11 protein-coding genes are annotated in these 14,567 nt (G+C 60.6%); 5 read left to right on the forward strand and 6 right to left on the reverse strand.

All coding sequences use genetic code 11. From position 1 onward, the window contains the following. Nucleotides 1-60: 60 nt before the first annotated feature. Complete coding sequence (gene uraD / locus HX783_RS28100) at nucleotides 61-576, reverse strand: 2-oxo-4-hydroxy-4-carboxy-5-ureidoimidazoline decarboxylase (RefSeq protein WP_159958515.1); 516 nt, start codon at nucleotides 574-576, stop codon at nucleotides 61-63. Beyond that, nucleotides 573-1,499 carry an allantoinase PuuE gene (gene puuE / locus HX783_RS28105; protein WP_094951456.1) on the reverse strand — a complete coding sequence of 309 codons (927 nt, stop codon included), beginning with the start codon at nucleotides 1,497-1,499 and terminating at the stop codon, nucleotides 573-575. Before puuE ends, uraD begins: the two co-directional genes overlap by 4 nt. A gap of 389 nt (nucleotides 1,500-1,888) precedes the next feature. Here puuE and uraH point away from each other — a divergent pair, with 389 nt between their 5' ends. Together uraH and HX783_RS28115 are read left to right on the forward strand one after the other, a co-directional pair. After that, nucleotides 1,889-2,242 (forward strand): hydroxyisourate hydrolase, encoded by a 354-nt coding sequence (gene uraH / locus HX783_RS28110; protein ID WP_159958511.1) that lies wholly within the window; start codon nucleotides 1,889-1,891, stop codon nucleotides 2,240-2,242. 166 nt (nucleotides 2,243-2,408) lie between these two features. Further along, nucleotides 2,409-7,625, forward strand: coding sequence for a dermonecrotic toxin domain-containing protein (locus HX783_RS28115; RefSeq protein WP_177019033.1), 5,217 nt, complete (start codon nucleotides 2,409-2,411; stop codon nucleotides 7,623-7,625). Here the strand turns inward: HX783_RS28115 and HX783_RS28120 are convergent. The 3 genes from HX783_RS28120 to HX783_RS28130 form a co-directional block, all read right to left on the reverse strand. Beyond that, nucleotides 7,609-8,247: a LysE family translocator gene (locus tag HX783_RS28120; RefSeq protein ID WP_177019034.1), complete on the reverse strand. Its 639-nt coding sequence runs from the start codon at nucleotides 8,245-8,247 to the stop codon at nucleotides 7,609-7,611. The genes HX783_RS28115 and HX783_RS28120 overlap by 17 nt on opposite strands. Nucleotides 8,248-8,260: 13 nt before the next feature. Beyond that, entirely contained in the window at nucleotides 8,261-9,622 is a 1,362-nt protein-coding gene (locus HX783_RS28125; protein ID WP_177019035.1) for an NCS2 family permease, read from the reverse strand. 244 nt (nucleotides 9,623-9,866) lie between these two features. Further along, nucleotides 9,867-10,301 carry a MarR family winged helix-turn-helix transcriptional regulator gene (locus HX783_RS28130; RefSeq protein ID WP_177019036.1) on the reverse strand — a complete coding sequence of 145 codons (435 nt, stop codon included), beginning with the start codon at nucleotides 10,299-10,301 and terminating at the stop codon, nucleotides 9,867-9,869. 81 nt (nucleotides 10,302-10,382) lie between these two features. Between HX783_RS28130 and HX783_RS28135 the strand changes: the two genes are divergently transcribed. Together HX783_RS28135 and HX783_RS28140 are read left to right on the forward strand one after the other, a co-directional pair. Further along, complete coding sequence (locus tag HX783_RS28135) at nucleotides 10,383-11,549, forward strand: PLP-dependent aminotransferase family protein (protein ID WP_177019037.1); 1,167 nt, start codon at nucleotides 10,383-10,385, stop codon at nucleotides 11,547-11,549. A 10-nt stretch (nucleotides 11,550-11,559) separates the two neighbouring features. Further along, nucleotides 11,560-12,162 carry a glutathione S-transferase family protein gene (locus HX783_RS28140; RefSeq protein WP_159958500.1) on the forward strand — a complete coding sequence of 201 codons (603 nt, stop codon included), beginning with the start codon at nucleotides 11,560-11,562 and terminating at the stop codon, nucleotides 12,160-12,162. Between the two features lie 109 nt (nucleotides 12,163-12,271). Here HX783_RS28140 and HX783_RS28145 read toward each other — a convergent pair whose 3' ends face one another. Further along, the gene (locus tag HX783_RS28145) at nucleotides 12,272-13,162 is read right to left on the reverse strand and encodes a LysR family transcriptional regulator (RefSeq protein WP_177019038.1); all 891 of its coding nucleotides are present in this window, start codon (nucleotides 13,160-13,162) and stop codon (nucleotides 12,272-12,274) included. Nucleotides 13,163-13,273: 111 nt separating this feature from the next. Here HX783_RS28145 and HX783_RS28150 point away from each other — a divergent pair, with 111 nt between their 5' ends. After that, nucleotides 13,274-14,566 (forward strand): CitMHS family transporter, encoded by a 1,293-nt coding sequence (locus tag HX783_RS28150; protein WP_159958498.1) that lies wholly within the window; start codon nucleotides 13,274-13,276, stop codon nucleotides 14,564-14,566. Nucleotide 14,567 lies beyond the last annotated feature (1 nt).

Here is a 14,567-nt window from a genome sequence, read left to right on the forward strand (position 1 = left end):
GAGTGGCTTGGGATGCTCGCCAGGCCCTGGGCGTTCATGAATCGCTCGGGCCAGGTCTGCTTAAAGAGTCAGTAAACGGAACAACGCGATTTTGTTGATCTCGGCCAGGGCACATTTGAACTCGGCGTCTACCGAGTTGTGAATGCGCGTTTCAAACGCGGCGAGAATCTGATGCCGGTTGCTGCCTTTTACCGCCATGATGAAGGGAAACTTGAACTTGGCCTTGTAGGCATCGTTCAGCTCGGTGAAGCGAGAAAACTCCTCGCTCGAGCATTGGTGAATCCCCGCGCCAGCTTGCTCATCGGTGCTGGCTTGGGTGAGTTGGCCCTGGACGGCAGCTTTGCCCGCCAGGTCCGGGTGAGCATTGATCAGTGCCAGCTGGCTGGCGTGATCAGCGCTCAACAGGATGTCGCTCATGCGCTGGTGCAGGGTTTCGATCTCATCAATCGAGCTGTCCTGGCCCAGGTCGAAGGCCTTTTCGGCCACCCATGGCGAATGTTCGTAGATGTCGGCGAAAGCTGCGACAAACGCATCGCGGCTCAGGGTCGAGGGTTTCAAGGTGTGGAACGCAGTCATTTCGCCGCTCCCGTGTACGGGTGGGTTTCGTGCCAGTGACGGGCAATGTCGACGCGGCGGGTGAACCAGACTTGTTCATGGCCCTTGGCGTATTCGATAAAACGCTTCAGGGCGGCGAGGCGCGCCGGGCGGCCGATCAGGCGGCAATGCAGGCCGATCGAGAGCATCTTCGGTGCTTCGGCACCTTCGGCATACAGCACGTCGAAGGCGTCCTTGAGGTATTCGAAAAAGTCATCGCCCTTGTTGAAACCCTGCACCTGGGTGAAGCGCATGTCGTTGGTGTCCAGGGTGTACGGGATCACCAGGTGCGGCTTGCCGGTGGGGTTGTTGGGTTCCCAGTAGGGCAGGTCGTCGTCGTAGGTGTCGCAGTCGTAGAGGAAGCCACCTTCCTCCATCACCAGTCGGCGGGTGTTGGGGCCGGTGCGCCCGGTGTACCAGCCCAGTGGGCGTTCGCCGGTCAGCTCGGTGAGGATGCGGATGGCTTCGAGCATGTGCTCGCGCTCCTGGGCCTCGTCCATGTACTGGTAGTCGATCCAGCGGTAGCCGTGGCTGCAGATCTCATGGCCGGCAGCGACCATCGCACGGATCACATTCGGGTGGCGCTGCGCGGCCATGGCCACGGCGAAGATGGTCAGCGGAATGTCGAACTCTTTAAACAGCCTGAGGATGCGCCATACACCGGCACGGCTGCCGTATTCGTACAGCGACTCCATGCTCATGTTGCGCTCGCCTTGCAGCGGCTGGGCCGAGACCATTTCCGACAGGAAGGCTTCGGACTCTTTGTCGCCGTGCAAGATATTGCGCTCACCGCCTTCTTCGTAGTTGAGTACGAAAGACAGCGCGATGCGTGCCTTGCCCGGCCAGTGGGGGTGAGGAGGGTTACTGCCGTAACCGATCAGGTCGCGTGGGTAGTCAGCGCTCACTGCAGTCTTCCTTCTTGTTCGTGGTAGCGGTGTGTGTGGCGGCCGGGCAGTGAAAAGACTGGGTGGCGTCACAGCGATGAGTGATTGTATACAACTTATCGCCAACTTTGTAAGCCTACATTTCTGCATTTTTTCTGCAGAACCCTGGGAATAAGACTTAGCAAGAAACTTGCCTACCTGGTCAGCTAAAGGACAAAAGGTCGTTAAAAAGCAAGGATTACCTGATAAACGCCTCGGCAGTTAACGTGGCTGGGGTGATCAAAAGGTTTGTGATTTTTATTGTGTACAATTTTTTTAAAAAGTGTCTTAATCAGCCATCGCCGGCTTTTTTGATGCCCTGAAAAAGTGCGGTCTTCTTATCTACTGACTTCGGGAGGCGCGCAGACGCCATGGGACGCTTGACCACACACGTTTTGGACGCCGCACATGGCTGCCCCGGCAGCGCAATCACGGTTGAACTGTACCGCGTCGAAGGTGCCCAGCTGGAACTGGTTGCCACCGCCACCACCAATAGCGACGGCCGCTGCGACGCGCCGTTGCTGCAAGGCGACGACTACCGCAGCGGCGTTTACCAGCTGCAATTCAGCGCCGGTGATTACTACCGCGCCCGTGGTGTGCAACTGCCGGAACCTGCGTTTCTCGACGTCGTGGTACTGCGCTTCGGCATCAGCGCCGAGCAGGATCACTACCATGTCCCGCTACTGATTTCGCCTTACAGCTACTCCACTTATCGCGGTAGCTGAGTCGTCACCTCGCTTCACACCCCCAAAGCTCTTCGTTGGTTTTTCGCCCGCCCACACTGCGGGCTTTTTTTCGCCTGTTGCGTGGCGACAGGCCGCCCAACTATGTAACGCACCCTTCACGGTCGGGGTGCCTAGGCTCGGCTCTTTCGCTACGGAAGAGTCCGCCATGAGTACCGACACCACCGCTGGGTTGGCCGCTGAAGCCGCCTGGGCCGACACACTTGATTTCGATGATCCGAACACCTCGAGCGCGGATCGCGACGCGGCCATTCGTGTGCTGTTGACCCGCCGGCTCAACGCCGTCATGCAGCCCAGTGCTGAAATCAATCGCCTGTACGAAGCCCAGACGCGGGGCAGCAAAGCAGCAAAGGCGCTCAGTGGCCTGATCGGGCGTGCGCCCAGAGTGCTGGGGATTTTGCGCGGCGCGTTACGCGAAGCCTTTGGCCTGGACCCGGACACCGTGCTGTTCAGCGAACCTCGGCCACCGGCTCTCACCCAACGGATCGACAGCCTGACCGAGCGTGCATTGGGCTTGCTCATCCAGCCCTACGTGCCGCTCAACATTAACCAGTTCACGGCGTTGAGCGTTAAGGACGATCCTTCCCGCCCATTGCCGTTTACCGCCCGTGAAGCACTGGAGCGGATCAATGGCCTGGCGTTGCTTGGTCGGCTTGACGCCGCCATGCGCGCGTATTGGCAGCAACTGGCGCAAGGCTCCTGGCTGACCCGCAAGCAACACTGGGCGCAATTGCGCAAGTCAGTGTTCGCCGAGAATGCGCTGCTCGCGCATCAGGTGTACCAGCTTTCCGACAACGGCTTTGCCATGCTGCGCCAGTTGATGGAGTTGCCGGGTGCTGACGCACGACGGCGGGCCGGTGGGGAATGGGCGTGCATTCAGGTGAGCAGGGTCGCGTGGCCCGGCACGAACCAGGCACTGGTGCCGATCCCGGGGGCCTTGCATATTTACCGTGAGGGCGTGGTGGGGGATACGCCCCATGTGATTTACCTGCCGGGCCTTTCGCGTGAGTTTTACGAGTTCAGCTCCTGGCACCGACTGCAATGCGACCTGCCGGTGTTGGTCAACGGCCCCCTGAGCCGCGTTTTGTGGCAGTGCCTGCCGCTGCGCCGCTGGCATGAACTGTGTGACACGCCAAGCGCTACGCCGAGCGCGTTTACCCTTCAACTCATTGGCCCGCATCAAGAGGATGCGTTGCTCGCCAGCGCCACCGAGTTACTGGAGGCGCAGTGGGATAACGAGTTGGCGTGTGCATTGTCGATCAACCCCGCGGCGGTCGGCATTCAAGGGGCGGGCCAGTCAGCCGCGCCGGATGTAAAACGGTTACTCAAGTACATCCAAAAGGGCCGCTCGCGCCTGGTGGGGTTTGCCCGGTTGGGCAGCACCCTGAACACCTTGCTGGAGTGGGACCAGCGGCGTCGGGCTGGCGAAATTGCGTTCGGCAGCCTGGCGTCGGGGCTTGGGTTGAACACTCGCGAAGCGCTGCTCAAACGCTATGAAAAAGGCCTTGTCGCCTTGCTGGATGCGACGGACATTGCCAACGACAGCGCGGCCTTCCAAGAGGTTTTAGACCTTGAGCGCCAATGGCAGGAACAGGTGGAGACGGCGCGCAAGTGGGCGCATGGCCCGCACGAGCGCCTGTTGCAAAAGGCGTTCTGGCTGGAAAAACCCAAGGGGGCGCTCAGTCGTGGCTCATTGTTGGGGGGCGCGCAGCGTCGGGCACTGCTCTACGAGGCCCAGATGCAACAGCGCTTGAACCTGATAACCCCCGCGCATCTGCAACTGGTGAATGCGGCGCTGAGTGAGTCGTGGGTGCCGGGTCAGCAACCTACGGATACCTGTGTGTTGCAGGTCGCGGTGGGCGGCGAGGCGGCTTCCTTGTACCCATTGCTCGGCGCGGTGTTGGTGACAACCAACGCGGCTCGGGCTCAACCGGCCGGCCGGCACCCGGTGGTGTTATACGTGATGGGGCAGCAAGGCGGGCTGGTGCCTTTCGACAGCCTGGACGCCTTTGCCGATGGCCTGCAGGCCAGCCTGAAAAGTCGCGACGGGTTCATGCTGTGGCGCTGCATCGGGCGTCACCAGCGTGCGCAGCTGCGGGCTGCGATCAGCGCGCTGCCCAAGGGCACGCCCCTGGTGAGCTACACGCTGATCGAGCGCAATGTACTCAAGGACCTGTTCCTCAATCTGTTGCAGCATTACCAAGCGCTGCAAAAACGTGTCGACCAGGGCGAAAGGCTGTTCAGTGAGGTGAGTGACCCGCAGTTAAGCGCCATGCTGCTGGCTCAAGAGTTGTTCGAGTGCCTGCAAATACCCGCCAATGATGCGCGAACACTGGCCCTGGCCAACGTCAACCTGCTGCAGGAGGCGGCCAGGCAGGCGAAAAAGCTGCCTGCGTGGCTCGGCATCGCCTCGACGGGCCAGCGCAAACACTACAAGCAGTTGTCACGCCGTTATCTGGCGAACGCCTGGGCGGTGGAAAACAAACTATGGCAAGACTTGCCGGACCTTGAGGCCTTCGCCCGCGACGCCCTTATTGCACGATTGAGCGAAGACGGGTTTTACCCGCAGCTGGATATTGACAAACCCTTGCTCGATTTGCCTGATGATGTGAGTTCCCAGCTGTGTGGCTGGTCGAGCCAGTGTGCGGTGGGCGATCGCGACGTGAAAATGGTGGTCAGCCCCCAGCGTACGACCTTCAGCCTGCTGCAATTGGCGCTGCACAACCTCGACCCCAAGGCGCCCTGGACGCGCTGGCGCTTGAACCGCGCGCGCTGGCTGGACCCGCACTGGAAAGACCGTTTGAGCGTGGCTTACCTGATCAAAATGATCGCGTCGCTGGATGTGGGGGGCGAGTACGACAAGCACATTCAGCGGGCTTTTTACCCGCCGGTATCCACTTCAGGTGCGTCCACCGGCCTGTCCCAGGCGCTGGTCTATCGGGCCTTGCAGCAACGCGCCGAGATGCAGCTGTATTCGGCGGTGCAAGAAGGCCTGAGCGACGCGGCCCAGCGCCTGTTTACCTTTGCTATGGCCGCGCGCTCGGCCGGTGACTTGCAGGCCGACGGGTTCGATGTGCAACTGGCGGTGCTGCGCCTGGTGGGCGTGACCCTGGAGCAGGATCGCCACATTGCCGGGGTGCTGTTGATTCATGACAAACTTTCGGGGCTGTGTGTGGTGTATTGGCCTACGGCACTGGCAAGCCGGGTGATTGTCGGGTACGCCAGCCTGGTCGAGGCCGAGCGCGCCTTGAACCGACTGGGCGCATTACCCGATAACCTGAAAGTGCTGGCGCGCCAGGTGGCGCCCGGCTGGGAGTCCGAGGCGCTTGACCATTACCCCGGTGAAGACCACGGGGTGAGCCCCAGGCGGCGTTTTTCGGGGCGGCTGGGCATCGTAGCGATGGAGCGCGTGGTGAGCTGGGTCGCCGAGTTTTTCACGGTCCGTCATAAGGTGCCGGCAGTCGCCCAAGACAGCGTCGAGGCCCAGATCAAGGAGCAGATTGCGCTGCTGCCCCAAGCCTGGTTGGCCGCTGTGCCCACCTCCGGCGGCAATGCAATGGCGTTGCTGGCCCATGCCCAGGTGTTCGACCTGCAACGCCGTACTCAAGCGCAATCCCAGTCCGCCCAGGCGTTGCAGGAGTACCGCGAACAGCGTTTGGGCGAGCAGTATGACGCAACGATTCGGGGGTTACTGTCGTTTGTCCCGGTGCTGGGCATCGGTGCCAGCCTCTATGAAATGCTGCTCGCCGCGCGGCGCTATCATTTCAGCGGCTCTGCCCATGACGCGGTGGATGTGGCGTTTTTGACGGTGCTTTCCTTTGTCGATGTGCTGCTGACTTTTGCCCCAGGCCCCAAGGGCGCCAGCGCTGCTCGGGCGTCCCTGGCTCCCGTGCATCGTCATCAAGGCTTTGCGCGTGCAGGGCTGAAAGTGGCGCCGAGCAGACCCCTTAATCTGCTGGAACGCTTCAGATCATCGGGTGGTTTGGAGGGCGCCATTGAGTTGCAGGGGCCGGGAGGCAAGGGGCGGTATGTGAAGAATGGCCAGCGGTTACTGGTCGAGGGGGATGAGGTTTACCCGGTGTATCAGCGCGAGAATGAATGGGGTCTACGCCTGAGAAACCCGCAAGTCGAAGCGCCGGAAGAACTGATCTTGAACATTCACCAATCCAGGGAGTGGTTACTCGGTGCGGACGCGCCTCAACCCATGCCGGATTTGCTTCGTCCGTGGAGCGTGCTGGACCAGCCATCGGACTGGCGACCTCCCGCTGTGCGCACGGCTACGCAAAACAGAATCCTTCAGTCATCCGCGTCGAACAGCCATTGGTTACATTGGCGCATTTCGCTTCAAGGGACCGCGTCACCCAACGCTGCGGCACCCGGGATATTTCGTATTGCCTCGGACCCCGGAGCACTGTCCTTCAATGCCCTGCGGGTGGCCCCTCCGGATCCGCAGAGTGGTTATTACAGGTTGCTGCCCCAGGGTGATCAGGCCCCGCTCAACCAAATCGTGTTTATTCACAAGAATGAGCCGCTGTCCTTGGCCAGGACTGACATTGAGCGTTGGGCAAGCACGGCACTTCATGAACAGCCTATTCCTGTGTCACGCAATCCGGCTGGCACATGGCGGATTCACGAACCCCTGTTCGATAGGTCGTTGACGGACTATGTGGGCACGGCCTTCCCCACCCTGACACCTAAAAGCCGAGAATTTGCAGTCGCAAGGATGATTGAATTGACAGGCCCGTCCGCCCCTGCAACGGCCGGTCATCTGCTCGCTCTGCGTGCGACCTTTGACGATTGGTTGCCCCCGGCCCCCGCAAGGCCTGGCCAGACCGATGATTTGCTGAGGATGTTGCGCCCTAATGACAGGCGCAAGCCATTTTTATACATCGGTTATGAGGGCAAGGCGCCTGGCTTCATGCGCGTCGACTTTATACCGCCTTTTGCATTAGACCCGCGTCTGAAATTCGGTGTCGTGCCAGACAAGGTCTGGCTCAGGCAGCAGCGGTTGGCTGCGCTACGCGCCGCGGCCAGGGAGGTACTGGAGCGGCAGGGCTTTATCGTCCAGGACGTATCAGTGGCGCGTACCAGGGGGCTCAATCAAGAGTCGATTCTTTCTCATCCGCGCTCCAACAAGCTGTACTACGTGTCATACGAATGGGTTGAGACGGGACGATTAATGTTCAGAACGAAGCTGACGGATAAGTGGATTACGGAAGCCATCAACGCACACGGCACTTCGACGCTTGCAGGCGTCAGCAGCGCGATGCGAGAACGGCGCTTGGAGCGGATTTGCGCTGGCATCCAATGGCCCGTTAAGGGAATGCTCAATCCAACCGTCTATTTCGTCAAAGTGAACCCCTGACCTTGATCAACGAGATAATGCCGGCGCCGCCAAACAATGTGGCGCTGACCCGGTTGAACCAGCTCTGGCCCTTGCCGCTGCGCAGATACCGGGCAGCGCCATGGGCGCCCAGGCCGTAAGTCAGTTTGCACAACAGGTCAAGCACGGTCCAGGTGGCGATCATCACCAGCAGCTGTGGCAGGAACGGCTGCTGGCTATTGAGAAACTGCGGCAGGAAGGCGGCAAAGAACAGGATGTCCTTGGGGTTGCTGGCGCCCAACACAAAAGCCCGGCCAAACAGTGTACGAAACCGTGGCGTCGCCGCAGCCGCCGGCACCACCGCGCCCTGGCTCGGTTGGCGCGATTGCTGCCAGCTCTGCCAGGCGAGGTAGAACAGGTAGGCCGCGCCGACGATTTTCAAGGCACTGAACAGCTGTTCCGAGGCCAGCAACAATGCACCCAGACCCAGGGCCGAAGCACTCAACAAGCAGATCGACGCAAACACCCCGCCCAGAAACGCCGGGTACGAGCGGCGCAAGCCGTAGTTAAGGCTGTTGCTGATCATCAGCAGTGACAGAGGCCCCGGAATCAGGATCACGATCAATGCAGCACCACTGAACAGCAGCCAGGTATCCAGGTTCATCATTTGCTCCTTGTTATAGAAATATGAATTTCGCGATAAAAATCACACACAGCACCCACAGGCTGATGGAAATTTCGCGGTACTTGCCGGTGCCGGCCTTGAGCGCCACATAGGTGATAAAGCCCAGGGCGATACCGTCGGCGACCGAGAACGTCAGCGGCATCATGATCGCGGTAACAATCGCCGGAATGCTGTCGGTGGCTTCATCCCAGTTGATGTGGGCCATGCTCGCCATCATCAGCATTGCCACGTAAATCAGCGCCCCCGCAGTGGCGTATGCCGGAATCATGCCGGCCAGCGGTGCAAAAAACATCGCGGCCACAAACAGCACGCCCACGGTCACCGCGGTCAACCCGGTGCGACCGCCAGCGGCCACACCGGCAGCACTTTCCACATAGCTGGTCACGGGCGGTACACCGACCATCGCACCGAACACGCTCGACGCACTGTCGGCCTTCAATGCACGCGACAGGTTATGGATCTTGCCGTCAGCGTCCACCAGCCCGGCGCGCTGGGCAACGCCCATCAGTGTACCGGCGGTATCAAACATGTGCACAAAAAGAAACGCAAATACCACGCTTATCATGCTGACATTGAATACACCTTTTATGTCCATGGCCATCCACGTCGGGGCCAGGCTCGGTGGGGTGGAGAGAATGCCGTTGTAGTGCACCAGGTCCAAACCCCAGCCGGCCAGGGTCACGGCGATGATGCTGATAAGGATCGCGCCGAATACGCGGTGGTAGCTGAGGATCGCGATCAGCAAAAAGCACACCGCCGCCAGCAGGGGCGCGGGCTCGTGCAGGGAACCGAGTTTGATCAGCGTGGCCGGGCTGTCGACGATGATGCCGGCGGTTTTCAGGCCGATCACCCCGAGGAACAAACCGACACCGGCGCCCATGGCATGACGCAGGCTCACCGGGATGCTGTTGAGCAGCCATTCACGCACCCGCGACAAGGTCAGGCCCATGAACAACACGCCGGAGATGAACACCGCACCCAGCGCCGTTTCCCAGTGATAGCCCATAGTGCCGACCACGGTGTAGGTGAAAAACGCGTTCAGGCCCATGCCCGGCGCCAGGCCTACAGGCCAGTTGGCATACAGGCCCATCAACAGGCAGCCCAGCGCAGCGGCAATGCACGTGGCGACAAACGCCGCACCGTGGTCGATGCCGGCGTCGGCCATTATGTTGGGGTTGACGAAGATGATGTAGGCCATGGTGATAAAGGTCGTGAGGCCGGCGATCAGCTCGGTCTTCACTGTGGTGCCATGCGCGCTCAGTTTGAACAGGCGTTCCAGCCAGCCGTGTTTTGCGGTGGTGAGGCTTGGCGGGGATAGATCCAGCGTAGGGGCTTCGGATTTGCGGCTTTCCACAGCGAGTACTCCTCAAGAGTTTTATTGTTATTTCCAGCGCCGGTCACACAGGTGGGCATCAGCGCTTTGAGGTACTGGCGGGTTTTGTTGACCAATAGGTCAGGAACTCGCACGAAGCGAATTATGCTTTTGTATACAAATAAAGCAAATAATGTTTTCGATTGTGTGGGCGAAAGTGGATGAAAGGTGAGTGTGGATGTTGTGGCAAGCCCGCCTGCCACAACAACTCAGCACAACAAAGAGGTCAAGGCTGCCCGGCCAGCGCCTGGTTCACCGCCAGCCAGCCTGTCACCGCTTCTTCGCCGGCTTCGCTGAACGCCCGTTGCAGCAGTTTCACTTGCTCGCGGCGCAGTGACTGCTCGAAACGCTGGCCTTCTTCGCTCAGCTCCAGCAGGCGCTTACGTTTGTCGGTCTTGGACGCGATGCTTTCGACCAAGTGCATTTCCTGCAATTGCCGCAGCGGAATGTTCAGCGCCTGCTTGCTCACGCCGAGCAACTCCAGCAGTTCCTTCACGCTCAAGGCAGGGTAGCGCGCGATAAAAAACACGATGCGCTGGTGCACCCGGCTCAGCCCACGGCGCTCAAGCATTTCATCGGCCTTGGCGGTGAAGGCCTGATAGCCGAAGAAGAAGGCTTCCATGGCTTGTTGCTGGCTGCTCTGGTTTTTAAGGTCAAGCATATTGACGTATCTACTCAAGTCGTCGTAATTTCGGTCAACCAGTTTGACGTATTTCCCACAGGCTTCGCTACCGGTGACCTTATGGCCTTCTCTGAACGTGTTACGCGCCTCAAAAGCTCCTTGATCCGTGAAATCCTCGCGGCGGCCCAGCGCCCGGAAGTGATGTCGTTCGCCGGTGGCCTGCCGGCCGAAGCCATGCTGCCCGCGCTGAACTGGGAGGGCATGCCGCTTAACATCGGCCAATACGGCATGAGCGAAGGCGAGCCACAGTTGCGTGAACTGCTGGCCGCCGAGGCCCGCGCGTTGGGCGTACCGTGCCAGGCCAGCCAGGTGCTGGTGGTCAGCGGCTCCCAGCAAACCCTGGACCTGGCGGCCAAGCTGTATATCGACAAAGGCACCAAAGTCCTGCTGGAAGGCCCGACTTACCTGGCGGCATTGCAGATCTTCCAACTGTTTGGCGCCGACTGCCTGACCGTGCAACTGGAAGCCGACGGCCCGAACCTGACCACCTTGCGCGCCAGCCTCGAACACCATCGCCCGGCGTTCATCTACCTGATCCCGACCTTCCAGAACCCCTCGGCCGTGCGCTACAGCGAAGCCAAGCGCGCGGCCGTCGCGGCTTTGCTCGATGAGTTCGGCGTGACATTGATCGAAGACGAACCCTACCGCGAACTGACCTTCGACGGCGGCAGTGCGCAGCCCATCGCCGGGCGCCTGAAAAAAGCCAGCTGGATCTACACCGGCACGGTCTCAAAGACCCTGCTGCCGGGCTTGCGCGTCGGCTACCTGATTGCCAGCCCGGATCTGTTCCCGCACTTGCTCAAGCTCAAGCAATCGGCAGACCTGCACACCAACCGCATCGGCCAGTGGCAGGCCATGCAGTGGATCGGCACGCAGAAATACCAGCAGCATCTGACCGAGCTACGCAGCTTTTACCGCGAGCGCCGCGATGCATTCCAGGCGGCATTGGCGCGCCATTTCGGCGAGCTGGCCGACTGGCAAGTGCCCCAGGGTGGATTATTCTTCTGGCTGACCTTGAAACAGCCGCTCGACACCCGCACCTTGTTGGCGCAAGCGTTAGATCAGGACGTCGCGTTCATGCCCGGTGAACCGTTCTTTTCCGAGCCCGACCAGCACCACGGCTCGTTGCGCCTCAATTTCAGCCATATCGACCCGGCCCGTCTGGACGAAGGTCTCAAACGCCTGGCCGCGGTGGTTCGGCAAGCACAGCTCGCGCAAGCGGCATAAGGGGAGCCCCATGTACAAGGTTTATGGCGATTACAAGTCGGGCAACTGCTACAAGGTCAAATTGATGCTCAGCCTGCTGGGCATCCCGTATCAATGGATCGATGTCGACATCCTTAACGGCGACACCCAGACCGCCGAATTCCTGGCCAAGAACCCCAACGGCAAGATCCCGGTGCTGGAGCTGGAAGACGGCACTTGCCTGTGGGAATCCAACGCGATCCTCAACTTCCTTGCCGATGGCAGCGAGTTCCTGCCGAGCGAGCCGCGCCTGCGTACGCAAGTGCTGCAATGGCAGTTTTTCGAGCAGTACAGCCATGAGCCATATATCGCGGTAGCGCGGTTTATCCAGTTCTACCTGAACATGCCGGAAGATCGCCTGGAGGAATACAAAACCACCCATAAAGGCGGCTACAAGGCCTTGAGGGTCATGGAACGTCAGCTGCAGGCCACGCCGTACCTGGTGGGCGAGCAATATTCGATTGCCGACATCGCGTTGTATGCCTACACCCATGTGGCCCATGAAGGTGGTTTTGACCTCACGCCTTACCCGGCCGTGCAGGCGTGGTTGAAGCGCGTGGCCAGCCATCCAAAACATGTGCCGATGCTGGATTAAACACAGATCAAACTGTGGGAGCGGGCTTGCTCGCGAAAGCGGTGGATCAGTCGAATTATCAGTGACTGACATACCGCTTTCGCGAGCAAGCCCGCTCCCACATTTAGCTTTATGTTGTGGCAGATAGTTCGTCACTCAGCAGCTCGAAACAACGCTGCGCCGCCGGGCTCAAGCCCATGCCGCTGCGACTGATCAACCCGATCTCCCGGTTCACCCCGGGATGGTCGATGTTGATGCGCTTCAATCCTTCCAGGCTGTCCGCCGCCGATTCCGGCAACACACTGATGCCCAGCCCCTGGCGCACCAAGGCCAACACCGTCGACATGTAATTGGCTTGCATGCCCGCGTTCATGGTCAGCCGCGTCTGATCAAACAGCGCATCCACTTGCTCGCGCACGCTGCTGTCGCGCCCGGTCAGAATGATCGGCTGCTCCGCCAGTTGCTCCAGGGTCAGTTGACGATGGTGGGCGAGTGGATGCTCCAGCGGCAGGAATGCGCACAATCGATCATTCAACACCGGTAAAAACTCCAGGCCGTGGCTCAGTCGGGCACGCACGCCGATGCCGAAGTCCACCAGGCCTTCGCGCACCTCGGCATGAATGCGGTGGGCCACCAAGTCATGCAAGCGCACTTCGATGCCGGCAAAGCGCTCGCGAAACAGGCGCAGCGCCGGGGGTAGGGCGCCGGCGCACACCGAGGGCAGGGCGGCAATGCTCACCACGCCGCGACGCAATGCAGCCAGGTCGCGAGAGCCGGTGACAATGTTGTCCAGGTCCAGCAGCAGTTTTTCCATCGGGCCGCGTGCGTCCTGGCCGGCGGCGGTGAGGTTGACGTGGCGCGGGCTGCGGTCGAGCAGGGCGACACCAAGCCAGTCTTCAAGCTGTTGCACCTGCACCGTCAGGGCCGACGGTGACAAGTGCAACTCGTTGGCGGCCTTGGTGAAACTGCCGGTGCGGGCCACCGCGAGGAACGCTTGAATATGCTGCATCGAATTCTTCATTTTGTTTTTCCGAACGCTGGCGTCTGAATATTCCAATTTACAAAGACTAACCCGCTTCCAATACTCCAGGGAAAACAATAACCGGCCACCAAGGCCGCTCTGGAGTAATCCATGCTCGCTACCCTGGGTGTCATTACCATCCTGTGCCTGCTCGCTGCCGTCATGAGCAAACGCCTGTCGCCGCTGGTGGCGCTGATCGCCCTGCCGATCATCGCCGCGCTGCTCGGCGGTTTCGGCCTGCAAACCAGCGCCTTCATCATCACCGGCATCAAGAACGTCGCCCCTGTGGTGGGCATGTTTGTGTTTGCGATTCTGTTTTTCGGGATCATGACCGACGCCGGCATGCTCGACCCGATCATCGACCGCATCCTGCGCACGGTAGGCACGCGTCCTACCCGCATTGTCGTCGGCACCGCGACCCTGGCGTTGCTGGTGCACCTGGATGGCTCCGGCGCGGTGACGTTCCTGGTCACGGTGCCGGCGATGCTGCCGTTGTACACGCGGCTGGGCATCGACAAACGCATCCTCGCCTGCGTCTGCGCAATGGCCGCCGGGGTCAACTTCCTGCCTTGGACTGGCCCGGTATTGCGCTCCTCGGCGGCGCTGCATGTGCCGGTGGCAGACCTGTTCCAGCCGCTGATCCCGGTGCAGATCGTCGGGCTGGTGTTTGTTTTCGCCTGTGCCTGGTGGTTGGGTCACCGTGAAGAAAAACGCCTGGGCCTGGGCGCGGGTTCCACGGTGGATGCCGTGCCGCAACGCGTGCTCAGTGACGCTGACATCCTGCTGCGTCGCCCACGCCTGTTCTGGCTCAACCTGATTCTCACCGTACTGGTGATGGTGGTGATGATTGCCGGCTGGGTCGATCCGGTGGTGATGTTTATGCTCGGCACCGTGGTGGCGCTGTGCATCAACTACCCGAACGTCGACGCCCAGCGTGCGCGCATCGACGCCCATGCCAAGACTGCGCTGACCATGGCCAGCATCCTGCTTGCCGCTGGGGTGTTCACCGGCATCATGCAAGGCACCGGCATGCTCAAGGCCATGGCCGAAGTGGCGGTGGCGCAGATTCCGGCGGGCCATGGCAAGTTGATCCCGGCGGTGGTGGGCTTTATTTCCATGCCGTTGAGCCTGCTGTTCGACCCCGATTCCTACTATTTCGGCGTGATGCCGGTGATCGCCGAAGTCGGCAAGGCCCTGGGCGTCGACCCGCTGCAAGTGGCCCAGGCCTCGTTGCTCGGCGTGCACACCACCGGCTTCCCAGTCAGCCCGCTGACCCCTGCGACCTTTCTGTTGGTGGGCCTGTGCAAGGTCGAACTGGCCGACCACCAGCGCTTCACCATCCCTTTTCTGTTTGCCGCGTCGGTGTTGATGACCCTGACCGCGTTGCTGTTGGGAGTGATTTGAG

Origin of the sequence: Pseudomonas sp. D2002, assembly GCF_013385735.1 — a bacterium.
Classification (GTDB): domain Bacteria; phylum Pseudomonadota; class Gammaproteobacteria; order Pseudomonadales; family Pseudomonadaceae; genus Aquipseudomonas.

What these genes read in the sequence shown, in the direction of transcription:
- HX783_RS28115 (WP_177019033.1), top strand. Translation starts at nt 2,409, where the DNA reads ATGAGTACCGACACCACCGCTGGGTTGGCCGCTGAAGCCGCCTGGGCC.
- HX783_RS28150 (WP_159958498.1), top strand. Translation starts at nt 13,274, where the DNA reads ATGCTCGCTACCCTGGGTGTCATTACCATCCTGTGCCTGCTCGCTGCC.
- HX783_RS28140 (WP_159958500.1), top strand. Translation starts at nt 11,560, where the DNA reads ATGTACAAGGTTTATGGCGATTACAAGTCGGGCAACTGCTACAAGGTC.
- uraD (WP_159958515.1), bottom strand. Translation starts at nt 576, where the DNA reads ATGACTGCGTTCCACACCTTGAAACCCTCGACCCTGAGCCGCGATGCG.
- HX783_RS28120 (WP_177019034.1), bottom strand. Translation starts at nt 8,247, where the DNA reads ATGAACCTGGATACCTGGCTGCTGTTCAGTGGTGCTGCATTGATCGTG.
- HX783_RS28130 (WP_177019036.1), bottom strand. Translation starts at nt 10,301, where the DNA reads ATGCTTGACCTTAAAAACCAGAGCAGCCAGCAACAAGCCATGGAAGCC.
- HX783_RS28135 (WP_177019037.1), top strand. Translation starts at nt 10,383, where the DNA reads ATGGCCTTCTCTGAACGTGTTACGCGCCTCAAAAGCTCCTTGATCCGT.
- HX783_RS28145 (WP_177019038.1), bottom strand. Translation starts at nt 13,162, where the DNA reads ATGAAGAATTCGATGCAGCATATTCAAGCGTTCCTCGCGGTGGCCCGC.
- uraH (WP_159958511.1), top strand. Translation starts at nt 1,889, where the DNA reads ATGGGACGCTTGACCACACACGTTTTGGACGCCGCACATGGCTGCCCC.